We start from the raw sequence: 22,664 nt of genomic DNA on the forward strand, positions 1-22,664 counted from the left end.
GTCCGGGCCCGGACCGCCGCCGCCGCGAAACGGTCGCATGTGAGGAGGGAAGCAGAGGACCAGGGATGACTCAGCGAGGTTGCCGCCATCGAGACGTTCGACCGGGCGGGCTATCCGGCGTCAGCGGGCGGCGCCGGCGTCTGCGGCCTCGGCGCGCAGGGCCTGCTCGACACGTTCCTCGACGACGCGGGCGACGGCCCAGCAGGTTGCCGCCTCCAGCCGCTTGTACGTGGCCGCCGGACGTGCCTCCACGACAGCCGCCGTCTCCTTCGGCCCGGTCGTGACGCGGACCTGTACGGAGACCGCCGTGTCCGACTGCCCGCGCAGGGTCAGATCCAGAGTCCCGTGCCCGAACGCGGTGATCTCGTCCAGCCGCAGGACGGGGTCCCTCTCAACCGCGTGCCGCACACTGTCCGTCAGCTGGAACGCGGTCCTGCCGTCGATGGCGGGCATCCGCACCTCACGGACGGAGGGCAGGACCACGGCTTCGGGGCCGAGCGTGAGCCCGTACCGGCGAGCCGTGCGAGCCGCGCTCACCACTGTGGAGGTGGACAGCACGACGGCGACAGCGACGGCGCCCGCCGCGCCTGCGGCCAAGGCCTGGAGGGCGGCCCCACTCCAGGGCGTGCCGTCGCCCAGCACCAACGCGGCGGTCATCGCTGCCGCGCACACCGCGCCGGTCGCCAGCGCGGGCAGGGCCAGCCGGCCGACCACCGCCAGCCAATAACCCAGCATCGCATCGTTCCTCTCACATGGCGGGGGAAGTCGAACCATACGGCGCCCGGTGCCCGGGGGCTCTGCCACCCCCGGACGTCGGCCCGCCGTGGCAGGCGTAGCGATCGGGCGATCCGGAACCAGGCCGTGCTGCCGTACAGCCTGGAGGCAGTCCGACCTGGGCGCACCGGACGACGTCGAGCAACTCAAGTACCGCATCACCGTACTTGAGCAACAAGCCGTGGACCTCACACGCCATCTCGACGAACGCCGGCAAGAGCTCGACGCCGTTCGAGTCGCCGACCGTGAACCGATGACCCGCCTGAACACAGCACCCTGTTCGCGGGAGGCCTCCTGGAGCGTGTCCGACAAGAAGTCATTGAGCGGGATGTGGTGCTCGGTCCCAACAAAGCGGAGGTGCGGGCGCATCTGCGCCGTCTTCGGGAGGAGGGGGTCGACAGCTGCGGCCCGGTGTTCCCCGGAAGATCACCGATGCGGACGTCGAGCGGGTGATCGTCAAGACGCCGGAGGAGAGGCCGAAAACGCCACCCACTGGTCGACCAGGTCGATGGCGGCGGCCACGGGCGTGTCGCAGTCGACGGTCTTGAGGATCTGGCAGGCGTTCACGCCGGCCCCGTACCGGTCACAGACGTTCAAGCTGTCCACCGACCCGCTGTTCATCGACAAGGTCCGCGACATCGTCGGCCTCTGTCTCGATCCGCCGGTCGATCCGCCGGAGAAGACCCAAAGGCGTTGTGGACGAGAAGTCGCAGATCCAGGCCCTGGACCGGTCCCAGCCCGTCCTGCCCATGATGCCCGGCGTTCCCGAACGCCGCAGCCACGACTACGTCCGTGCCGGCATCACCACACTCTTCGCGGCCCTAGAGGTGGCCTCCGTTCCGGAGCCGGGTCGTGGAGAAGCCGAGCGTCATCTGCCCGGCGGATCTGCAGATGCCGCCGTCCGCCCGGCCCCCTGCCCTCAAGGGCTCGCCGCGACCGCAGCGGTGAACCACTCCCAGGCTGCGTCCTCAGCCTCCGGATCCACCTGCGGTGTCCCGTTGATCGTGGACACCAGCGACACGTACCGGCCGAACAGCCCCTGGAACATGTCCTGGAAGCCGGACACGGCGTCCTCGACGGCTTCGCCGCCCGGGTCGGTGCGAACCGTGGCGAGGACCCGCTCCCGTATTCCGGCATCGTCCCGCTCCCTGGCCCGCTCCCCGATCGGCACCACGCTCATCTCGGCGTCGAACTCGGCGATCGAGGCCAGCAGGCGGGCGGCGATGTCCTGGGCCTGCGGAGACTCGGGGGCCAGCCCGAACCTCTGTGCCTCGTCGGCCTCCTGGAGGACCTTCGCGTGTGTCTCGATCCTCCGCTGCACGGCCGGCGTCGTCACGTGGCGTGCCCTGGCGCTGAGGGAGAAGGTCTCGTGGAAGAAGCGGCGCACCGAGTGGCGGAACTCCCTGTCCCGTACCAGATCGGCCAGTTCGATCCAGGCTTCGAGCTGTTCGGCTGAGGGCTCCTCCGGCAGCTTCGGCCGCCACGCACGCAACTGCTCGACATACGAGGGGTGCACGTCGAGGCCGTCGCTGATCTCGTTCCAGAACCCGTCGATGAGCTGGTCGCGGTCGTCGTCGGACATGGAGACCAACTTGTGCATGAGACCCACCTGTTCTGTCGCGGTGTGCTGCTCGGCAATGGTGCGCAGGACGGCCCTGCGGGCCCGCAGACGGCGCATCTGCCCATCGACCAGCGCGAGATGCTCCGTGGCCAGATCGCCCAACGTCATCTCCCCGGCCAGCAGTCGCCGGATGTCGTCCAGACCCGCGCCGAGTTCCCGCAGGGTGCGGACGAGCTCCAGCCGGGCGATGGCACCGACGTCGTAGAGCCGGTAACCAGCGATCGTGCGACCGCTGGGGGCGATGACCCCAGCATCGGCGTAGTACCTGATGGTGCTCACGCTCAACCCGGTACGGCGCGCCACGTCCCCGATCGCATACAACTCGTCGTCCATGCCGGCCACTATGGAGTCTCAAGCGGCTGGAGAGTCAACCACCTCCTCGCCCCCTCCAGGGCACCGACGGCTGAACTGCCGCGTCGGTCCGCTGTGCCGCGGGGCTCGTCGCGGTCCCGGAGCATCCCGGCGGTCGAGCGGACTCGCCCGCTCAGCCGCAGCGGACCACGGAGGAAGGGGACCGACCGTGGTCGTGCCGACCGGTACGAGCGTGCGGAAGGACCGCCGCTTCGAGCCAAGCGGCGGTCACCCTCGTGCCATCCCGCCCCGGGTGGGATCAGTCCGAAGGCGGCGTCCGGCCGCGCGCCCTGAGGACGTCACCGGCGAGCGGGACGGCCGAGGCCGGGTTCTGGCCGGTACGGAGGTCGCGGTCGGCCTCTCCGGGTCGGCGTCCGCTCTCGGCGGTGCCGCAATGCGCTATTCAATTTCGGTGGCGAATCATCTACAGTTCTCGATATGGCGAATCAGCTTGCAGCTGGACCGAAGCTTCTGGAATACGTCAGGGAGTTCTCCCTCAGGGAGGACGATATTCTGCGGGATCTGCGAGAGCTGACCGCAGAGTTGCCCCGTGGGGAAGCGATGCAGGTCATGCCCGAGGAAGGGCAGTTCCTCGCGTTCCTGATCGCGTCGTCGGGCGTCACCGACGTGCTGGAGCTCGGCACCTTCACCGGCTACAGCACGTTGTGCATGGCCCGCGCGCTCCCGCCGCACGGGCGATTGATCACCTGTGACATCACGGAGCGATGGCCGGAGATCGGTGTCGACCACTGGCGGCGGGCGGGCGTTTCCGAACGGATCGAGCTTCGTATCGGCGCGGCGACCGATATTCTTGAGAAGATGATCGAGGACGGTTTTTCCGACAGCTTCGGTCTCGTTTTCATCGATGCCGACAAAGCGAATTATCCCCGGTACTACGAACTGGCATTGCGGCTTGTGCGGCCGGGCGGGCTGGTCGTGGTGGACAATACGCTTTTCTTCGGCCGAGTTATCGATCCTCTCGCCGACGACGCGGACACCGTCGGTGTCCGCGAGGTCAATGCCACGATCCGGGACGACCGGCGGGTCGATGTGTGCATGCTCCCGATGGCCGACGGCATCACGCTGGTCCGCCGCCGGTGACCACTGGCTGACGGGCCGACGGACCGGATTCGGGTACCGGGCCGCCGGGCCCGATCCGGCCACCTCCCGTGCTCAGTCCGGGCGGACCTCGCCGGCCGGTGCCCGGTCGGTGAGGTCCGGAGCGATCAGCCGGACCGTCGTCGGGGCGTCCCGCCGCTCGGCGGTGAGGTGCAGCAACAGGACGTCCTCGCCGAAACTCTCCGCGACTTCGTTCCGGCAGTCGCAGGGCTGCTCGTCGAAGCCCGCGAACCGGTAGGCGATCTCCATCACCCGATTACGGTCGGTGGCGCGGAAGTCCGCCAGCAGATGGACACCGGCCAGAGCGGCCTGGTCGACCAGCCAGTTGAGAATGACCGTGCCGGCGCCGAACGCCACCACACGGCATGAGGTGGCGAGCAGCTTGAGGTGCCACGCCCTGGGGTGCTTCTCCAGCAGCACCACACCCACGGCGCCGTGCGGCCCGAAGCGGTCGGTGAGTGTCGTGACCAGGACCTCGTGGCCGGGGCGGGCGAGGAGTGCGCGCAGCGCCTCGTCCGGGTAGTGCACCCCGGTCGCGTTCATCTGGCTGGTGCGCAGGGTCAGCTCCTCGACCCGCGACAGCTCGTCCTCCGTGGCCCGCCCGATGCGCATCACCATGTCCAGCGAGCGGAGGAAGTCCTCGGACGAACCGGCGAACCGCTCACGCTCGTCCGTGCGCCGGAAGCCCGCCTGGTACATCGTCCGGCGCTGCCGCGCGTCCACGGTCACCGACCTCGGGCTGAACTCGGGCAGGCCGAGCAGTGCCACCGCGTCCTGCGCCGTGTAGCAGCGCACTTCGGGGAGGTGGAAGGCCACCTCGGCCCGCTCGGCCGGCTGATCATCGATGAACGCGATGGTGCCCGGAGCGAAGTTCAGCTGCTCGGTGATCCGCCGTACCGCGTCCGACTTGGGCCCCCAGCCGATCTCCGGGACGACGAAGTAGCCGGCGACTCCGAGGGCCTCCAGCCGTGCCCACGCGACCTCGTGGTCGTTGCGGCTGCACACCGACTGCAGAATGCCCCGCGCGTCCAGGCCGGCGATCACCTCACGGATCTCCTCGGACAGGACGACGTCCTCGTCCTCCAGCAGCGTGCCCTGCCAGAGCGTGTTGTCGAGGTCCCAGACCAGGCACTTCACGGTCACGGGCAGGACCGCCTGGGCGATGTCGCTCATGTTCGGCTCCTTGTGATGACGTCCTTGTGATGACGTCCTGGTGATGACGTTCGGCGGCCACGAGCGAGGTCACCGCCTGCTGAGGGCGTGGTCGGCCAGCATCAGCTGGCACATCTCGTTGCTGCCCTCGATGATCTCCATGAGCTTGGCGTCGCGGTACGCCCGCGCGACGAGGTGACCGTCCTGCGCCCCGGCCGACGCGAGCACCTGGACCGCGGCGGCGGCGCCCTTGGCCGCGTGCCCGGCACTGACGTACTTCGCCAGTACGACGGCGGTGGCCAGGTCGGGGGCGTTCTCGTCCCAGCAGCGGCTGGCGTACTCGCAGGCCCGGGTGGCCACCTGTTCCGCGGTCCACAGGTCGGCCAGGTGCCGGGCGACGAGCTGGTGCCGTCCCAGCGGCTGGCCGAACTGCTCGCGGGAACGGGCGTGGCCGACGGTCGCCGTCACGCAGGCCCGGAGGATTCCGACACACCCCCACGCGACGGAGATCCGGCCGTAGGCCAGGGCCGTCGTCACGAGCAGGGACAGCGGTTGCCGCCCGCCGCCCAGCAGGCTGGTGAGCGGCAACCGCACGTGGTCGAGCAGCACCTCCGCGTGGCCCGCCGCCCGGCAGCCCAACGGATCGGCCACCGGCCGCACCTGGACCCCGGGGGCGTTCCGGGGCACCACCACGACGGCCCCGTCCTCGCCCATCCGGGCGACGACGAGGAAGAGATCGGCGTACTCGGCGGCGGTCACCCACTTCTTGCGGCCGGTGAGCGACAGGGTGTCGCCCTCGACGGTGACGGTGGTCCCGACGGCCGACAGGTCGCTGCCCGCCTGCGGTTCGCTGAAGGCCACGGCCGCCGTGTCGCCCGAGGTCAGCCGTGGCAGCAGCTCCGCCGCCTGCTCCGGGTCACCGAGCCGTTCGACGGTCCACGCGGCCATGCCCTGCGAGGTCATCACGCTCCGCAGCGAGCTGCACAGACTGCCGACGTGGGCGGTGAACTCGCCGCTGTCCGCGCTGCTCCACCCGGGTCCGCCGTATTCCGCCGGAATCTGGGCGGTGAGCTGCCCGGCCGCGCCGAGCTTCCGCACCACGTCCTCGGGCAGCCGGCCCGCCCGGTCCCAGCCCGACGCCTGGTCACCGACGAGCTCGGTGACCGCGGCGGCCGCCGCGGCGACGGCGTCACGCACCGGAGCCTCCGGGGGCCGGCTGCCGGAGCCGTTCGACCAGCGTGCCCATCCGCCGCACCGTACGGAAGTTGTCCATCCGCAGGTCGGCGCCGCGAATGGCGATGCCGTACGTCCTCTCCAGGTGCACCACCAGCTCCATGGCGAAGATCGAGGACAGCCCACCGTTGCCGAAGACGTCCGCGTCGGTCTCCCAGGCCCTCCCCGTGTGCTTGGTCAGGAACTGCAACAGGTCCGTCTGGACCGTGTCGGCGTCGCCGACGAGTTCCGGCACCGGACGGTCGGATGGCGTGGTCATGTCTGTTCTCCCTCGTACTCGTAGAAGCCGCGACCGCTCTTGCGGCCGAGGTGGCCGGCCCGCACCATCTCCAGCAGCACGTCGCAGGGGCGGCACCCTTCGTCACCGGTCCGGCTGTGCAGCACCCACAGCGAGTCGACCAGGTTGTCCAGCCCGATGAGGTCGGCGGTGCGCAGCGGGCCCGTCGGATGTCCCAGGCATCCCTGCATGAGCCGGTCGACCGACTCGGCGTCGGCGGTACCGGCCGCCACCACCCGGACCGCGTCGTTGATCATGGGGTGCAGGATGCGGCTGGTGACGAAACCCGGCGCGTCGGCGACCACGATCGGCTCCCGGCGTAGCGCGGCGAGCAGCGCCCGCAGCGCGTCCAGGGTCGCCTCGCCGGTACGCGTACCCCGGATGACCTCGACCGTCCGGATCAGGTAGGGCGGATTCATGAAGTGGGTGCCGATGAGGTCCTCCGGCCGTGCCGCCGCCCGGGCCAGCTCGTCGATGGGGATCGCCGACGTGTTCGAGATGATCGGGATGCCGGGCGTGACCAGGGCGGACACGTCCGCGAGGACCTTCGCCTTGGCGTCGGGGTCCTCGGTGACCGCCTCGATCACCGCGGTGGGTGCCGCGTCGTCGGCCGTCACCAGTTCGGCGAGCGACGGGCCGGTGACGAGAGCGCCGGGGGCCACCCCGTCCGGCAGCGCGCCCATCAGCTGCGCCGTCCGCACCTGGTGGGCGATCCTCGCCGGTGCCTCGTCCAGCCGGCGCCGGTCCAGGTCGATCAGCGACACGGTGATCCCGTGCCCGACGGCCAGTGCGGCGATGCCCGACCCCATCACCCCCGCTCCGAGCACAGCCAGTCGCTGCCCGGCGCCGGGCGTACCGCTCTGCGTTGCCATGTCGTCCCTCTTTCGGTCCCGGCCCGGCCGGGAGGTTCCGGGTTCTGTCGAAACACGGTGATCACGGACGGCGGCGACCACGGGAGGAGCTGAGCGCCACCCCTCGCGGCCACGCCCGTGGTGCCGCCGGCGGTGGTCACTCCTCCGAACGGCCCGCTTCGGTCCGGGAGGACAGCGGAGGTACGGGAGCGCCCGTGGGTTCCGTGTAGAACTGCTGCGCCCACTGCCGGTATCGGCCGATCGGACCGTCGCCCTTGGCGAGCTTCGGGTGCTCGACGTGCTCCTGGTGGTGCCACATCAGCAGGTCCGCGCCGGTGTCGACACTCGCCACCCGCTGGAGAACGGCGCTGAGGAGCCGGGCGGCGGGCAGCGCCGCCACGCGCCCGATCCTCTCGGGCACGCCGGGGATGCCGGTCAGCTCCAGCTTCGTACCGAACCGGAGCTGGATGCGTCCCGGGCTGGTCGCCGTCGCGTGGAGCATCACGTACAGGTTGCCCGCGCCCCCGGGCAGGACCGTCCTCGCCGCGATGGTGCCCAGCCCGATCACGGTGAGCGTGTAGGACTGGCGGGTGCCGCGCATCATGGTGCCGCGGGCGGTCGCGGTGACGGTGCTGACCGGTTCCCCGGTCACCGGGGACCCCCCGATCTCCAGGTCCTTGAGACCGTGCAGCGCGGGCAGATGCCCCCAGTCGAAGGCGTTCTCGATGACGTCCTGCGGGTGACCGGCGATGTCGAAGGCGTCGTGGCTGTACGGCTGCCGCTCGTCCATGGGCAGGGCGGGGACGTCCCACTCCGGGGGCACCCCGAGGGCGTGCCACCACACGTAGATCGAGCCGTTGACCTCGCACACCGGGTACTGCGACAGTGACGCCTTCGGCGGCGGCCTGTCGTAGCCGGTACGTACACAGACACCGGCCGGGTCGAACGCGAAGCGGTGGAAGGGGCAGACGATGTCCTCGCCCTCGACCGATCCGCCGACCCCGAGATGCGCCCCGAGATGCGGGCACCGCGGCCGGACGGCCCGCAGCAGACCACGGGTCGTCCGGTAGAGGACGACCTCCGTGCCCGCGAGTGGACGGGTGGTGACGGACCCGCGTCGCAGCTCGTCGCTGAAGGCCAGGCAGAACCATCCGTTCGGGTACGGACGGGAGGGGGCGTGCAGGGTGTCGGCCGGGGCCGCACCGGGCAGGCCGACGGCCCGGGAGCTGAGCAGTTGCTTCACTAGGGGCTTCAGGTGAGGCTTCATGGCATCACTCCTGGTGCTGCATCGGGCAGGCGGAGGCGCCCGCCCCCGTGGACGGCTGGGCAGGTGCGGACTGCGGCGAGGCCGTGTGGAGCCCGCCGGCGCCGGCGCCGTCCGTCGGCCGCTCGCTGAGCCGCAGGGTGAGTCCGCGCGAACTCAGACTAGTCTCCACCTTGGGCTCGAACGGCTGCTCGCCGGCCGGGGTCAGCTCCCAGCGGGAGACGATGGCGGTCAGGGCCAGGACGGCCTCGGCGAGGGCGAACTGGTCCCCGATGCACTTGCGGGGGCCGGCGCCGAACGGGATGTAGGAGGCCCGGTCGGGCTGGACGTCGAGCCAGCGGTCGGGGTCGAACCGGTCGGGCTCGGGGAAGAGGTCGGACCGGCGGTGCAGGAGGTACGCGCTGAGCACGAGGGTGCTGCCGCTCTTGAGCTGTACGCCGCCGAGTTCGGCGTCCTGCCTGAGGGTGCGGGTCATCATCCAGGCGGGCGGGTACAGCCGCAGCGTCTCGGTCACCACCCGGGAGGCCAGGCCGAGCGACGGCAGGTGCGCGGCATCGAGCTGCCCGCCGGCCAGGACGCTGTCGGTCTCGGCCTGGAGCCGCCGCTGGATGTCCGGGTTCGTGGCGAGCAGGTGCAGCGCCCAGGCCAGGGTGATGGCCGTGGTCTCCATCCCGCCGAGGAAGAACGTGAGCGCCTCGTCCGCCAGTTCGGCGTCGCTCAGTTGCTTCTGGCCGTCCTCGCTCTCCTCGTCGACCGCCCCGACCAGCGTGGAGAGCAGATCGGCGCGGTCGGTCGGATCGGCGCGCCGCTCGGCGATGATCTCCGCGATGGTGTCCGCGAGCCGGCGCCGTGCCTGGTCGTACCGTCGTTTCTGCCGGGTCGGCAGCTGGCGCAGCAGGGCCGGCGTCATCATCCGGCGGAAGAAGGCGCTCACGATGGTGGCGGTGTCGGCCAGGGCGCGCCGCATGGTCTCCTCCGGCAGCGCGCCGCTGAACATCGTCTCCATGGTGGCGCGCGTCGTCAGCGTCATCATCTCCTGGGTGACGTCGAGGACATCGCCGTCCCGCCAGGACTTCGCCTTCAGCTCGGAGGCGCGGGCGAACACCGCCCCGTACCCCGCGATCCGGGTGGGGTGGAACGACGGCTGGCACAGCCGCCGCTGCCGCCGGTGCAGGGTGTACGAGCAGGTGGACAGGCCGTCGCCGATGACTTCGCGGATCCGGTCGTAGATCGGGCCGCCCTTGTCGTAGACCCGGTCGTTCAGGAACACCTGCCGGGTCAGGGCCGGGTCACAGATCATCACGGCGGTACTCGGGCCCAGCCGGACGCGGACCATCTCGCGGTACCCGGACAGGGAGGTGATGAACGCCAGCGGATCGCGGAGCAGGGGCAGCGCGTGGCCCAGCAGCGGCAGGGCCTTCGGAGCGAGCGGAACGGAAGCCGCGGTCGCCGTACTCGTGTCTGTCATGGGCAGCCTCAATTCGTTGGTGTTCGGCCGGCGGGTACCGCGGCGACGGAGTCGCGGGTGACCTCGATCAGCGCGGTGGTCCAGCGGAAGCCGACCCCGAAACTCACGACGAGGACGCGGTCCCCGGCCCGCAGGGTGCCGGAGCGGAACGTCCTGTCGAGGGCGAGCAGGACGTCGGAGGGGCCGGCGTGGCCGAGATGCCGGCCGTAGGTCCAGCTGGTGTCGTCGGAACGCAGGCCGAGCGGCGAGCCGGTGAGCAGGAGGTCGAGGACGACCGACCCGATCGCGATGGGTACCACGTGCGAGACGTCCGCCGGTTTCACGGCGGCCTCTTCGAGGACGGTTTCGATGCAGCGGTGGGTCGCCCGTTGCAGCACCCCGATGTGGGGCATGAACCCGGTCTCCTCGACGGGGAACCGCCGGGCGGCACCGGTGTACCCCTGCCTGGCCCGGGTCTGCGCCTCCAGTTGCGGCTCGGTGACATGGGCGGTCGCCACCAGGCGGGCGTGGCCCGTCCCTCGGGTGAGGACGGCGGCGGCACCCGCGTCACCGGCCACATAGCCCAACTCCCGCGCATAGCCCCATCGTTCGTTCGGGAACCGGACGCCGGTCGTGACCAGCGTGGCTTTCGCGGCCGGCCGGGCGGTGAGGTGTTCGGCCGCGGTGACGAGCGCGGCGGCCCCGCCGTCACTGGCGGCGCCGACCTCGATCGCGGTGGTGTCCTTTCCGCCCAGTACGCGCGTCAGATAGGCCGCGGGCGTGTAGTGGTCCCCGTCCTGGAAGCCGGCGTGTACGAGCAGACTCAGGTCGGCGGGGGCGACGTCCGCGTGGCGCAGCGCCTTGAGTCCGGCCCGGGCCGCCATCTGTGTCGCCGTGCTGTCCTTCGAGACGGCGGCCGAGGTGAATCCGTTGAGCGCCAGGGCGGAGGGCTGCCGGGCGCCCGGCCCGCCCCGCGGCTCGTGCTCGGGTTTGATGGGGGGTACCCATGCTCCGGTCCCGGCGATCGTGATGTCCTGCCACAACACTGCTGTCTCCTCGGCTGTCACGAAAGGGGCGACTGGGGAACGCGGGGGCGGGGCCTGATCACCTCTCCGCTGTGGTCCAGAGGGTGTGCGGTGACCCCGGCGATCCGGGCCAGCACCCGGCCGTCACCGGTCGCGGCGGTGAGATCGCCGGTGGCGTAGTCGCAGTGCAGCCGGATGGCCGGGTTCTCCGCGCTGAGCCGGCAGTCGTTGCCCGGTCCGCCGAGATCGACCTCGTCGAGGCCGGCCATCGGGCCGACCAGGGGCGGGCTGTCACCGCGCGGCGGCAGCAGCAACAGGTGCACCATCGCGTCCAGCAGGATCGTCGGCACGCTCATCCCGGCCAGGGCCGGAGCCCAGGCGGCGTGGTCCAGGGCGAATCGGGCGCTGTTCCCGTCCGGCCCGCGGGCGTAGTCGCTGGTGCCGGCGAACGGGCCGGTGAGCGAGATCGGCGGGTCGGGAGAGTAGACCGGCATCGCGAAATCGGGTTCGGGTTCGTAGGAGGAGCAGTCGGGGGGGCCGGCGAGCGCGGGGTAGCCGTCCGCCAGCAGGACCTTCGTTTCGCACAGCAGGTCGTTGAAGCGCAGCACCTTGCCGTTCTTGCCGAGCCGGTGCGCCGTCATCCTGACGGACACCTCGGCGCGGTCGCGCTCGCGACGGGTGACCCGGGCCTCCACCGCGACGGTGCGCAGCGGCCCGCCGAGCCTGACCGTGATCGATGTCCGGCAGGAGAGGCCACGGAACCCGGTGACCACGAGGCCGGGGCAGAGGGCCGCGGCGGCGCCTGCCGCCGCTTCGAGGGTGAAGGTGCCGGGCAGGGTGTACTCGCCGTTGACCCGGTGGTGGCGCATCCACCGGCCGTCCTGCTCGGCCAGGGTGAGGGGGTCCCAGGTCTTGGTGAGAACGGCCCAGTCCTTGCCCCGGTACTGGAAGCCGTCGAGCAGTGGCGTCGTCAGTGCCGGATCCGGTGTGGCGGGCGGTGGCGCGTCCGGGGCCGGGACACGCGGATCGGCGGCACGACCGTAGGTGCTGATACCGCGCAGGGCGAGCAGGTGTCGTTCTTCCTCCCGGATGAAGAACGACACCCCGCCGGCGGGTGGCCTGGTCACGGCGGAGAGGAACTGCGCCTGTCCCTGGGCGGTGCTGATGTAGGCGTCCATCTGGTTGCGTTTGAGGGTCTCGCGCATGCTGACGCTGCTGGCGACGCCGACCTCCCGCCAGCCGCTCCACAGGACCGCGACCTCCCGGTGGCCGTCCGGTGCGTGCCGCTGGGCCTGGGCGCTGGCGTACGCGAGGTACTCGTTGACGGCGCAGTAGTCGATGTCGCCGGGCGCGGGGGCGAGTGTGGCCAGGGTGCTGAAGTTGCACCAGATCCGGGGCGGATGTCCGGCCAGGGCCCGTTTGAGGTTGCGGTAGCCGGTCGCCTTGGTGGTCCGGACCGCCCGGAAATCGGTCAGTGTCTTGGCGTGCAGCGCACGCGAACGCAGGTCGAGGACGGTGTTGATGAGCAGGTCGATCTGTCCGTGCCGGGCGAGGACCTCGGAGACGACGGCGGTGGTGCGCTCGGCGTCGAGGATGTCGCACACCCGGTGGTGGACGCGGTCCTCGCCGCACAGCTCCGCCAGCCGTTCCACCGTGCGGCGCACTTCCAGGCGCGCCTCGGCCTTCTCGTACGCGGCGCGCAGCTCACGCACCGACGCTTCGGGGCGCCTGCGACGTTCGGCGGCGATGAACTCGGCCTGCGGGGGCAGCGCTTCGCCGGTGTCCGGCAGCGGGGTGCGGCCGACGACGTACACATACGGCCGTTCGCTGGTGCGGGCGAGGGCGTGGAGGAGCTCGGGGGTGATCCCCCGGGCGCCGCCGAAGGCGATCACCACCGCACCGGGCCGCAGCGAGGGCTCTTCCGCCGGGGGCGGTGGCGCGTGGTCGTCCGTGACGGCCAGGGTGGACCAGCCGTCCGCGCGGTGGACGAGCGTGTGCGTCGGCACCTGGGCCGTGCCCGCCCGCGCCAGTTGGTCCAGGGCGGTGGCGGCGTCCGGCGCGTCACTGAGCAGGACCACCCCGCCGCACTGCGGGACCTCGGCCCGGACGGAGCGGATGAGGCCGGTGAACAGGCCGCTCAGCGGGGGCGGCAGGTCGTCCGGCACCGCACCGAGCAGGACCGCGCTGAGCGAGCCGCCGGTGCGCAGCGCGGGCAGCGCGGCCTGGAGTGTGGTGAACGTGAGGTCCTGGAGGTCTTCCAGCCGGTTGGCCTCGGCCTCGTCGCCCACGTCGTCGTGGACGGGCAGCCGGGACAGGACTCGGATGTGACGGGGGATGAACGGCAGGCCGGCCAGGGCGCCGGGTGCCTCCTCGGCCGGTACGTGGTCGGCTGCCGCGACGCCCGGTCGGGGTGACCAGACGGCGATGTCCGGGCCGGTGACCGCCGCCGCGAGATCCGGGGCATCGGTGAGGACGACGGTGCCCGGCGGGATCGGCGGCGTGGCCGGGTCTCCCGCCGGCGGGGGTGTCGGGACGAGCCGGAAGGTCTGGCGCCGGCCGGTGAACTCCTCGGTCCGTCCGGGCGCGGCGGGTACCGGTTCGGTTATCGGTCCGGTCACCGGTCCGGTTACTGGTCCGGTCCGTGCGGGGGGACTCGTTTCCGTACGTACGGCCTTCTCCGGCCCGGTCCGTACGGCGGCCTCCGGGGAGCGGTGGGGGGGCTCGTCGGCGGGCGGCGTGAACCGGATCAGTGGTGACCCGGTGGCGGCGGGCGTCACCACGGCGTCCGTGCCGGTGACGACGCCCTTGAGGACCGCCAGCAGCGCGTCCAGCGACAGATAGGTGTGCCCGGCGCCGGCCAGCGCGGAAAGGGTGTGCGCGGGTGTGGCGCCCGGCTCGGGATCGGCGCCCTCGACCGCGGTGGAGAGCGTGCCCAGGACGGGCAGGCCGTGCTCCAGCGCGGTGGAGCGCCGGGTGACCGCCAGCACGGCGGCGCCCTCGGCGATGGACCGGCCCTCCGGCACCAGCCCGTCGAGGTAACGGTCCCAGCCGCTGATCGGCCGCAGGCATACGGCTCCGACGAGGGCAAGGTCGCAGGCCCGGTGCCGGAGCTGGCGCAGGGCCAGGTCGACAGCGGTGTGCGTGGAGTCCCGCTGGGAGTAGAGGCTGGCTCCCATGGCCTGGAAGTCGTAGTAGTTGGCGGCCCGGCCCGACAGGATGCAGGAGACCGCGCCGGTGAAGTCGTCCTCGTTCAGGTCGCCGGGGATCACACCCTTGGCCTCGGCCATCCCCTTCTCTAGGTACTCCCTCAGAGTCCGCGCCTGCACCGGGTCGGGCAGGATGTCGAACGTGGTGGCGGCCTCGCGGGCGTGCACCCGCAGCGCGGCCTGGGTGTTGTGCGTGGTCGGCAGCGAAGACCCCACCATCACCGCGGTGCTGGGCCGCAGGCCGGTGCCCGGTTCGCCGAGCTGGTCCAGCAGCGGGCCGAGGGCCTCCAGCATCATGAGGTGGGCGGCGTCCATGTGGCGCATCGTCAGTGGCGGGATGCGCACGTCACGCGGGGACGGCAGGGGATACGGCGTACCGAAACCGGGCTCCGGGAGCGGTCCGTCGCCGCCCAGCCAGGCGGGTACCCGGGCGGCGTCCAGACCGGGCAGGTGGGTGTTCCAGCCCACGACGACCAGGTCCTCCGTGTCGGTGGCGGCGTCACCGCCGCGCCTCCGCGCGGGGGCGGCCGGGGGCACACGGTCGGAGAGGACGACGTGCGCGTCCGCTCCTCCGAGGCCGAACGACGACACCCCGACCACACGCGGTCGCGCGTCGTCCACCGGCCAGGGCGCGTCCTCGACCGGAACGGTCAGATGCGTGCCGTCGCCCAGCAGCGGATGCGGATCGGTGACCACGGGCTGACCGGGAACCGCTCCGCGTTCCAGGGCGACCAGCGCGTGCGCGACCGAGACCAGGCCAGCGAGCACACCGGTGTGCCCGAAGACCTGCTTGTTCGACGTCAGCAGGCATGCCCGCTCGCGCGGCCCCAGCCGGGAGAGCAGCGAGCGCAGTTCGATCTCGTCGCCCACCGGGGTGCCGGTGCCGTGTGCCACGACCCAGTCCACGTCGTCGGCCTCGACGCCCGCGTCGGCCCAGGCCCGGGCGATCGCCAGCTCCTGCCCACGTGTGGCCGGAGCGTGAATGCCCTTGCCCCGGCCGTCGGCGGCGAGGCCGGTGCCCCGGATGACACCGAGTACCCGGTCGCCGTCGGCCACGGCCCGCTCGTACGTCTTGAGGGTGAGCATGATGGCGCCCTCGCCGATCAGGGTCCCGTCGGCCGCCTGGTCGAAGGGGCGTACCCTGCCGCTCATCGAGATGCCCTGGGCGCGGCAGAAGAGCGTGAACCCGATCGGCTCGATCACCGAGGTCCCACCGGCCAGCGCCACGTCGCAGGAGCCCTCGCGCAGCGCCTTGACCGCCGCGTCGAGCGCGAACAGTCCACTGGCGCAGGCCGCGTCGAGGGTCAGGTGCTGGGATCCGGCGGGGATCAGCCCGCGCAGCGCGTCACGGGAGACGGACGCGGGCAGATACGCCTTCGGATCCCCGCCGTCGCCGCCGTAGTGCGCGCTGATCGCGTGGTCGGCCAGCTCGGCCAGCCAGTCACCGTCCTCACCTGCGGGGACGGCCTCGCGCACCATGCGCCGGTACTCGTCGCCCAGGACGACGCCCTGGGGGCCGAGCCCGGTCTGGTCGTGGATGCCGGTGGTCGCCGCGAGCCACCGGTCCGTCTGACGCCGGCCCACCCCCGCCAGGGCCTGGACGGCGCAGTGCCGCAGCCAGCGGGTGGTCCGTGGCCAGCCGGGGTGGTCGGCGTTCCCGTGCGGTTCGGCGATCGAGGCGGGGTCGGGGACGAAGTCGTGGAGATACCCGGCCTCGCGGACGTAGAAGGCGTCGGTCTCCTCACGGGTGGGCGCCCAGAAGTGTTTCAGGTCGAAGGCGGACGGTTCGCTGGAGAGCAGAACGCCCTCCCGCAGCCGGTCCCAGAACTCGGACGTGTTGTTCGCGCCGGGCAGGGCCAGGCCGATACCGACCACCGCGACGGCGCCGGGGTCCGTCTGCGGCGCCTCGTCCGACGTGGGGAGCGCCGCTGACGCCGGTGACGGCGTCGGCGCGGGTGCCGCCGGTGCGGATGGTGCCGGGTGTGGGGGCGGTGGGGATACCGCCGGGGGTGGTGGGGTCGGTGAGGTCGGTGCGGATGCCGCCGGCGGTGAGGTCGGTGGGGGCGTTGGGGTCGGTGGGGCGGCCTCCGGCACGGGGGACGGTTCCGGTGTACGTACGGGAACGGCGGACGCCGGCCGTTCGGGAGCGGGCCGGTGCGCCTCGGGCGACGGCGTGGTCGCCACCGCGTCCGACGGGACCGGTCGGCCCCGAGCGGGCACACTCACCTGGTCCGCGAGCCTGCTGTGCAGTCGCATGCCCTGCATCCCGCCGATGCTGATGCCGCCGTCGGCGACGATGGTCTGCCCGGTGATGAAGCCGGTGTCCTCGTGCAGGAGATGGCAGATCAACTTGGCCGCGTCCGGCGTCGAGAGGGTACGGCGCATCAGCTCGCTGGTCCCGGACGGGTCGACGTGCACCGCCGCCGGGTCGTCGAGGTTGACGACGATCTCGCTGTCGACGGAGCCCAGCAGCACCGTGTTGACCCGGACGCCCTGGCCGACCAGTTCGAGCGCCAGATAGCGGACCAGCGACTCCAGCGCCGCCTTGGTGACCCCGCCGGGGCCGTACCCCGGAACCGGCTGGTGCGCCCCGACGCTGGAGAGACAGAGGATGCTCGCGCCCTCTCTGCCCTTCATCAGCTCGGCCGCCCGGCGCGAACAGTGGTACGCGCCCATCACATTGGTGGACCAGGCCCGCTGCCAGTACGTGTCGTCGATGTCGAACAAGGGCAGGAACGCCCCACCCGCGGCGTTGTTGATCAGGATGTCCAGGCCACCGTGGCGCTCCTGGACCAGGTCGAACATCCGGTCGATCTCGCTGGTCTTGGCCACCGAGGCGCGGATGAACTCGCAGCTATGACCAGCCTGCTCCAGCTCGGCCCGCAGCAGCTCCGCCTGCTCGACCGAGTGGAAGTAGTTGACGATCACATGGGCGCCGCCCTGTGCCAGGCGGCGGACGATGTCCGCGCCGAGGCTCTTCGCGGCTCCGGTCACCAGCGCGACCCGGCCCCGCAGGCTGTCTGTGGAGGTCATCGCCCGGCAGCCTCCGCCCGCGCCTCTACGACGGTCTCCGCGATCCGGCGCAGTGTGCCGACGGCCAGCAGGGAGGAGTTCGACCGCAGACCGGGCAGGTCGAACCGGTCGGACACCCGCCCGAGCAGGACGACCTGCTTGAGCGACTCCACACCCAGCTCGGACTCCAGACCGTCGTCCTCACCGAGGAGGTCCGGCGGATAGCCGAGGAAGTCGCCGTACAGCGTCTGCAATTCGGCCAGCACCGTTTCGTAGTCCAGCCCGGCGGACGTGGGCGTGGCGACGGGGGCGGCGGCCACCGGAGCATCTGCGACGGCTACGGGGGCGGCGGCCACCGGAACGTCCGCGACGGCAACGGGGGCGGCGACCGGGGCAACGGCGACGGGGGCGACCGCGACCGGTGCCGCGGCGGCCACGGGGACCGGAGCGGCGACGGGAGCCACATAGGACACGGGGGCGGCCGTGACGAGCACATCCGCCTGAGGCAGCGGAACCGCGCCGGAGAGCACCGGCGTCGGCTCGGCCGGCACGGACTCACTCACCTGCGCGGCGGGACCGTGTCCGTTGCCCGACGGCACCGGTACGCGCGAACGGAACGGTCCACCTTCGGCGGACTCGGTGATCAGCGCACGGACGGCTTCGACCGGATCGCTCTCGCTCAGCGGGACGACACACCGCACGCCCGGGACCGACGCCTCGACGAACTTGGTGACGACGGGCCACTCCCCGCACTCCACGAAGGTGTCGGCGCCCGCCGCGTGCAGGTCGCGGATCGTGTGCAGCATCCGGACGCGGGCGGTGAGCGCGCCGGCGACCAGGTCGACCGGGTCGTCGTCGCCGATGTCCCGCCCCAGCCAGGGGGAGCACACTCGCCAGCGCCCGGCACCGTACGGCACGCGGGGCGCGGTCGCCCGCAGGTCACGCGCGGCCTGCGCCATCGCCGGGGAGTGGGTCGGATGCGGGACGCCCAGGGGGAAACTCGGCCAGCCGAGTGCGTCGGCCACCCGTTCCACGTGCTCGATCAGCGCTTCGGGGCCACTGATGACGCTCTGCCGAGGGGCGTTCTCACAGGCCAGTACCAGGTGGGGATGGTTGATCAGCCCGGCGAGCGACTCCGCCCTGCGGCCGTCCACACCGACCGCGAGCATCTTTCCGTCCCAGCTCTGCCGGGTCAGTACCTGGGACCGGGCCACGGCCAGGCGCGCGGCGTCCTCCACGGACAGGTGACCCGCGGCGGCCAGGGCCCACAGCTCTCCGATGCTCTGCCCGACGATCGCGACAGGCCGGGCGCCTTCGGCGATGAGCATGTGGTGCGTCGCGATGCTGACCGCGAAGATCTCCAGATACTGCACCTCCGGGCCGCGCTGGTCACTCGTCTCGTTCGGCTCGATCAGCCGTGCGCTGATGTTGGGCAGCCCCATTTCCCGGGCCGCTTTGTCGATGCGGGACAGTGTTTCACGCACGGTCTCGTAGCGGTTGTAGAAATCGCACAGGATTCCTCCGCGTGGCGCGGCCACCGTACCGGGCATGACAAAGACGAGATTCACCACTTGCATCTCCCTTATCTCTGTCCCGACTGCTGGCGGATTCGCAGAGCCAGCCGGGGTCTGGAACACGTACGACGGCGCGACGAAATACGTCCCCTTGCATTTTCATGCCCAGGCGGCGGGCGCGGCGAAATGCGCCTCCGGCCGCCTCTCGTTGATTGCCATTCCTGTGAATGTGCGATTCGGGACAGGGTTTTTCCTGCTGAACGGGGGTCGCTATCGAAGGTAACGGCGCGTCTCCCGGGGGGTCAACGATCCAGTTTCAGCCTAAAGCGATTGCGTCCTGCATTTGTCGATCATGTAACGGTGGGCGGCAATTATGCTCTTGCGCCAGGCAGGGTGATCATGTTAGAGAGGGTTGACCTTTTGAGATGCCAATGCCCGCAGTATCCCGTTTTGATCCGATGGGACACGACCCCTCAAACGTCATGTCTCTGAAATTCCGATTTAATTTTCGCGAGCCGACTTGGCCGAGATCAGACGCTTAGTCCCGGGCAACAAGAATCCCCGCCGGTTCGCCGACGGGGACCCGAGTTTGTTTGGTATTTGTTTGTCGCTGCTTCGACGCCCCTTTGCAGTCCGATTCGAGAACGAGCCCCTTGGGGACCGGTCGCGGCGGGGCCGCGGTCAGGGTGTGCGTGCGATTCCCGTGCGGCAGGCCGCTTCGGTGTCGGTAATGTTCGGCCCCGCCGTCGGGACCGGGCCGCCACCGCCGGGTGGGGACGACGCACGGGTTGAGAAGGTCCCGGTCCGCGAAGAAACCTGCCGGACGACGATCCCGGGCCACTCGGCGTCGTACTCCGCGGCGGAGCCCCGTGAGCATCCCGTCCGCGGCCGGAGGCCCCGGCGGTCTCGTCGCCGACGCCCTGCCCCTCGCCGCTGGACTCCGTCCACGACAGCCGGGAGGCCGCGCGGTGGACCCTCGCTCCACGGGCGCGGTGGGCGCGCTGCTGCTGGGCGGCGGCCCGCTGCTCGCCGTAGCGCGGATAGCCGACTGGACGCACGCGGCCTGGGTTCAGCGGATTGTTCCTCGCCCCGCTCGGCATCGCCTGGGCGATGTGGCAGACCAGCGAGGTACTCGTACCCGCACTGACGACACCCGAGGTCCTCGCTTCACCGTCCCCGGGCGAACTGCGCGAGCAGCTCGACGCCGGCCACCGATGTCGAGGACCTGCTGGGGCACCAACTGATCGCCACGGAGATCTCCTGCCGGATGGCGACCGCAGGAACGACGGAACAGGCGCTCCTGGAACGGGGGCTGACCACGGCCCACCGCGACATCGCACGGACCGATCCATGTCTGCGATGGCTGCCGGCGACGGCCCACGCCTGGATCGTGCTGTCGCGAGTTGGTCACCCGTCAGGAGCGATTCAACGAACCTTCCCGCCGTCCGGGAACGTGAACGGCAAGGCCGGGCCGGAGAAGTCCCCGGCGGCCACATCACCCCTCACGAAGCCTGCCCGGATCCGGTCGGCGACGGCCCGGCGTGTGGCTTCGGGAAGTAGCTCGTAAGGACCGAACTCGCCATCTCGAAGGTGACGGCCGCGCCGGGGCCCGTGAGAGGCAGTCTCACCACGTTCCTCCAACTGCACAGGTGACCCAACGGTCCGGACACGCGGGCGTATCGAGCCCGCCCGACCTCGCCTGCTGCGCCGTTGACCAGTCGAGGCGGGCATGACAGGGGCCTCCGGTACGGAAGGTGAGGAGCGCCCGCAGCTGGGCGCGGGGGTCAGCGCTCGGGTTTCGCGGGCCGCTGCATCAGCGCGGCTGCGGATTCGTCGAGGGTGACCTCGTCGTGCAGCAGTGCGGAGACGATGGTGGTGATCGGCATCTCGATTCCGTGGGCGTGGGCGAGGCCGAGGATCGCCTCCGCGCTCTTGACGCCCTCGGTGGTCTGCCGGGTAGCGGCGGTGGCCTGTTCGACGGTCAGGCCGCGGCCGAGGTGCGCTCCGAAGGTGCGGTTACGCGAGAGCGGCGACAGGCAGGTCGCCGTCATGTCGCCCATGCCCGCCAGTCCGGCGAGGGTGGCCGGATGGGCGCCCATGGCCACCGCCAGCCGGGTGGCCTCCGACAGTCCCCGGGTGATGAGCACGGCCGCCGCGTTGTGGCCCAGGTCCATACCCGCGGCGATACCGACCGCGAGGGCGATCACGTTCTTCACCGCGCCACCCAGCTCGCAGCCGATCACATCGGTGCTGGTGTAGGGCCGGAAGTACGAGGTGTGGCACGCCGCCTGGAAGCGGTGGGCTGCGCCCTCGTCCGCGCAGGCGACGGTGGCGGCGGCGGGCTTGCCGTCCATGATCTCGCGAGCGAGGTTCGGCCCGGACAGCACCGCGATCCGGTCCGCCGACACGCCGGTCACTTCGGCGACGACCTCGCTGGCACGCAGTGCGGTGCCCTGCTCGATGCCCTTCATCAGCGACACGATCACGGTGTCCGGCCCGATGAGCGGCGCCCACCGTGCGAGGCCGGCCCGCAGGGACTGCGCGGGAATCGAAAGCACCAGATAGTCCGCGCCGTCCAGCGCGGTCATCGGGTCGGTCGCGGCCACCAGGGACGCGGGCAGCTCGATGTCCGGGAAATACCCCGGGTTGTGGTGGCCGGTGTTGATCGCGTCGGCGATCTCGTTCCGGCGGGCGTGCACGACGACGTCGGTGCCGGCATCGGCCAGGACCTTGGCGACGGCCGTACCCCAGGCACCGGCCGAGAACACCGCCGCGCGGGCGGGACGGTGCTGGCTCACTGCGGGCCCTCCCACGGAACGCGGCGCCGTCGCCGGGGTGGCGATCGGGCCCGGTCATCCTATCGGCCACACCGTGCGCGGCCGGTGCCTGCACCGGGCGGCGCAGGGCCAGCAAGACCGCGCGCCGCTGGCGGCGCACCGATCGCGACTGGAACGCCGTCCGCAAGCGAGCTTCGGACGTCAGTTGACCGACTGCCACACCCAACGGCCGTCCCGCGTCGGAGTGATGTTCGGCGAGTGGGACACTGAGCCCATTCCAACTTCGGGCAACCCCTGATCGGCACTGTGTCATGGAGATCTGATAGACCCTGGCCATGACGTTCTTGGCGGTGGTCGAGGCTGATGCGGGAGGATGGCACGTCGATCGGGATGCGCTGACCGACGCGATCCGCACTCGGTGGGCCGAGGTCAGGATCGACTCGACGCATCGCAGTGAAGTACACAGTCTCGTCTGGGATTTCGATACAGAGAACGGCCCGGGTGAGGCTTATCTGCACGAGGACGGTACCTGCCTGTACATGGACGTCTGGAAGGAAGACGCGATCTGGTTGGCCATCGCCTTCCGCAGGCTGACACCCATGCACCTTGACCTGGTGTTCTGCGATGAGGGCTATACCTTCGACGTGCGTCTGCCAACGGGGAGCACCGATGCCGAACTGATGGCCCTGGTGAATGCTGCGGGCTGAGCTCAGCCCGCAGTTGCAAGGTGGAGGACCAGGACAGCCTTAACGGTGTCGGTGATACGGGTGTGGCTGCACCGGAGCTTCCACAGTAGGCGCCGCTGCTTCAGGGCAGCCATGGCCTGCTCGCCCAACGCGTGGAAACGCGCGTGGAACAGGTTGACGGCTCGCCGACCTGCTGCCGGCCATCGTCGACCGCCTGCTCTTCAACGGCACCATCGCCAAAACCGGCACCGACTCCTATCACCTCGCCAGCACGCGGGCCCGAGCCGAAGAACCAGCCACCGCCAGCTGCCCCCTGCGGGTTCTGTCCCAACGGCTCGTCGTCCTCACGGGCGGC

At 71.1% G+C, this 22,664-nt stretch carries 15 protein-coding genes and 3 pseudogenes; 4 read left to right on the forward strand and 14 right to left on the reverse strand.

Annotated elements, in window-relative coordinates; translation table 11 throughout:
* Nucleotides 1–120: 120 nt before the first annotated feature.
* Entirely contained in the window at nucleotides 121–735 is a 615-nt protein-coding gene (locus ACFXPK_RS09830) for a hypothetical protein (RefSeq protein ID WP_385073562.1), read from the reverse strand.
* Between the two features lie 437 nt (nucleotides 736–1,172).
* Between ACFXPK_RS09830 and ACFXPK_RS09835 the strand changes: the two are divergent.
* Nucleotides 1,173–1,610: pseudogene (locus ACFXPK_RS09835) on the forward strand (IS630 family transposase); the annotation flags it as partial.
* Nucleotides 1,611–1,693: 83 nt separating this feature from the next.
* Here ACFXPK_RS09835 and ACFXPK_RS09840 read toward each other — a convergent pair.
* On the reverse strand, nucleotides 1,694–2,728 hold the full coding sequence (locus ACFXPK_RS09840) for a MerR family transcriptional regulator (protein ID WP_385073565.1): 1,035 nt from the start codon (nucleotides 2,726–2,728) through the stop codon (nucleotides 1,694–1,696).
* Nucleotides 2,729–3,184: 456 nt separating this feature from the next.
* Between ACFXPK_RS09840 and ACFXPK_RS09845 the strand changes: the two genes are divergently transcribed.
* Nucleotides 3,185–3,847, forward strand: a complete 663-nt coding sequence (locus tag ACFXPK_RS09845) for an O-methyltransferase (protein WP_385073568.1) — start codon at nucleotides 3,185–3,187, stop codon at nucleotides 3,845–3,847.
* 72 nt (nucleotides 3,848–3,919) lie between these two features.
* On the opposite strand, the gene ACFXPK_RS09850 is transcribed toward ACFXPK_RS09845, so the two are convergent.
* From ACFXPK_RS09850 to ACFXPK_RS09900, 11 genes are all read right to left on the reverse strand, one after another.
* A complete protein-coding gene (locus tag ACFXPK_RS09850) occupies nucleotides 3,920–5,038 on the reverse strand; it encodes an HAD-IIIC family phosphatase (protein WP_385073571.1) in 1,119 nt (372 codons plus the stop codon).
* 69 nt (nucleotides 5,039–5,107) lie between these two features.
* Nucleotides 5,108–6,214 (reverse strand): acyl-CoA dehydrogenase family protein, encoded by a 1,107-nt coding sequence (locus ACFXPK_RS09855; RefSeq protein ID WP_385073574.1) that lies wholly within the window; start codon nucleotides 6,212–6,214, stop codon nucleotides 5,108–5,110.
* Nucleotides 6,207–6,509, reverse strand: coding sequence for an acyl carrier protein (locus ACFXPK_RS09860; RefSeq protein WP_384997242.1), 303 nt, complete (start codon nucleotides 6,507–6,509; stop codon nucleotides 6,207–6,209). Before ACFXPK_RS09860 ends, ACFXPK_RS09855 begins: the two co-directional genes overlap by 8 nt.
* Nucleotides 6,506–7,399 carry a 3-hydroxyacyl-CoA dehydrogenase family protein gene (locus ACFXPK_RS09865; protein WP_385073578.1) on the reverse strand — a complete coding sequence of 298 codons (894 nt, stop codon included), beginning with the start codon at nucleotides 7,397–7,399 and terminating at the stop codon, nucleotides 6,506–6,508. Before ACFXPK_RS09865 ends, ACFXPK_RS09860 begins: the two co-directional genes overlap by 4 nt.
* 136 nt (nucleotides 7,400–7,535) lie before the next feature.
* On the reverse strand, nucleotides 7,536–8,645 hold the full coding sequence (locus ACFXPK_RS09870) for a Rieske 2Fe-2S domain-containing protein (protein ID WP_385073580.1): 1,110 nt from the start codon (nucleotides 8,643–8,645) through the stop codon (nucleotides 7,536–7,538).
* 4 nt (nucleotides 8,646–8,649) lie between these two features.
* Nucleotides 8,650–10,110, reverse strand: a complete 1,461-nt coding sequence (locus ACFXPK_RS09875) for a cytochrome P450 (protein ID WP_385073584.1) — start codon at nucleotides 10,108–10,110, stop codon at nucleotides 8,650–8,652.
* Nucleotides 10,111–10,118: 8 nt separating this feature from the next.
* A complete protein-coding gene (locus ACFXPK_RS09880) occupies nucleotides 10,119–11,135 on the reverse strand; it encodes a 3-oxoacyl-[acyl-carrier-protein] synthase III C-terminal domain-containing protein (protein ID WP_385073587.1) in 1,017 nt (338 codons plus the stop codon).
* 17 nt (nucleotides 11,136–11,152) lie between these two features.
* Nucleotides 11,153–17,353 carry an SDR family oxidoreductase gene (locus ACFXPK_RS09885; RefSeq protein WP_385073590.1) on the reverse strand — a complete coding sequence of 2,067 codons (6,201 nt, stop codon included), beginning with the start codon at nucleotides 17,351–17,353 and terminating at the stop codon, nucleotides 11,153–11,155.
* Nucleotides 17,350–18,900: an acyltransferase domain-containing protein gene (locus ACFXPK_RS09890; RefSeq protein ID WP_385073593.1), complete on the reverse strand. Its 1,551-nt coding sequence runs from the start codon at nucleotides 18,898–18,900 to the stop codon at nucleotides 17,350–17,352. Before ACFXPK_RS09890 ends, ACFXPK_RS09885 begins: the two co-directional genes overlap by 4 nt.
* 1,113 nt (nucleotides 18,901–20,013) lie before the next feature.
* Nucleotides 20,014–20,181, reverse strand: coding sequence for a hypothetical protein (locus tag ACFXPK_RS09895; RefSeq protein ID WP_385073596.1), 168 nt, complete (start codon nucleotides 20,179–20,181; stop codon nucleotides 20,014–20,016).
* Nucleotides 20,182–20,630: 449 nt separating this feature from the next.
* Complete coding sequence (locus ACFXPK_RS09900) at nucleotides 20,631–21,644, reverse strand: NAD(P)H-dependent glycerol-3-phosphate dehydrogenase (RefSeq protein WP_385073599.1); 1,014 nt, start codon at nucleotides 21,642–21,644, stop codon at nucleotides 20,631–20,633.
* A 314-nt stretch (nucleotides 21,645–21,958) separates the two neighbouring features.
* On the opposite strand from ACFXPK_RS09900, the gene ACFXPK_RS09905 reads away from it, so the two are divergent.
* Complete coding sequence (locus ACFXPK_RS09905) at nucleotides 21,959–22,330, forward strand: hypothetical protein (protein WP_385073602.1); 372 nt, start codon at nucleotides 21,959–21,961, stop codon at nucleotides 22,328–22,330.
* 2 nt (nucleotides 22,331–22,332) lie between these two features.
* Here the strand turns inward: ACFXPK_RS09905 and ACFXPK_RS09910 are convergent.
* A pseudogene (locus ACFXPK_RS09910) lies at nucleotides 22,333–22,515 on the reverse strand (IS5/IS1182 family transposase); the annotation flags it as partial.
* Between ACFXPK_RS09910 and ACFXPK_RS09915 the strand changes: the two are divergent.
* Nucleotides 22,500–22,607: pseudogene (locus tag ACFXPK_RS09915) on the forward strand (AAA family ATPase); the annotation flags it as partial. The pseudogenes ACFXPK_RS09910 and ACFXPK_RS09915 sit on opposite strands and share 16 nt — an antisense overlap.
* Nucleotides 22,608–22,664 lie beyond the last annotated feature (57 nt).

This window comes from Streptomyces sp. NPDC059142, assembly GCF_042755665.1.
Lineage (GTDB): Bacteria > Actinomycetota > Actinomycetes > Streptomycetales > Streptomycetaceae > Streptomyces.

Excerpts from the sequence above, each read along its gene's own strand:
- ACFXPK_RS09845 (WP_385073568.1), top strand. The coding sequence starts at position 3,185 with ATGGCGAATCAGCTTGCAGCTGGACCGAAGCTTCTGGAATACGTCAGG.
- ACFXPK_RS09860 (WP_384997242.1), bottom strand. The coding sequence starts at position 6,509 with ATGACCACGCCATCCGACCGTCCGGTGCCGGAACTCGTCGGCGACGCC.
- ACFXPK_RS09895 (WP_385073596.1), bottom strand. The coding sequence starts at position 20,181 with ATGTCGCGGTGGGCCGTGGTCAGCCCCCGTTCCAGGAGCGCCTGTTCC.
- ACFXPK_RS09875 (WP_385073584.1), bottom strand. The coding sequence starts at position 10,110 with ATGACAGACACGAGTACGGCGACCGCGGCTTCCGTTCCGCTCGCTCCG.
- ACFXPK_RS09905 (WP_385073602.1), top strand. The coding sequence starts at position 21,959 with ATGACGTTCTTGGCGGTGGTCGAGGCTGATGCGGGAGGATGGCACGTC.
- ACFXPK_RS09865 (WP_385073578.1), bottom strand. The coding sequence starts at position 7,399 with ATGGCAACGCAGAGCGGTACGCCCGGCGCCGGGCAGCGACTGGCTGTG.
- ACFXPK_RS09840 (WP_385073565.1), bottom strand. The coding sequence starts at position 2,728 with ATGGACGACGAGTTGTATGCGATCGGGGACGTGGCGCGCCGTACCGGG.
- ACFXPK_RS09870 (WP_385073580.1), bottom strand. The coding sequence starts at position 8,645 with ATGAAGCCTCACCTGAAGCCCCTAGTGAAGCAACTGCTCAGCTCCCGG.
- ACFXPK_RS09885 (WP_385073590.1), bottom strand. The coding sequence starts at position 17,353 with ATGACCTCCACAGACAGCCTGCGGGGCCGGGTCGCGCTGGTGACCGGA.
- ACFXPK_RS09850 (WP_385073571.1), bottom strand. The coding sequence starts at position 5,038 with ATGAGCGACATCGCCCAGGCGGTCCTGCCCGTGACCGTGAAGTGCCTG.
- ACFXPK_RS09830 (WP_385073562.1), bottom strand. The coding sequence starts at position 735 with ATGCTGGGTTATTGGCTGGCGGTGGTCGGCCGGCTGGCCCTGCCCGCG.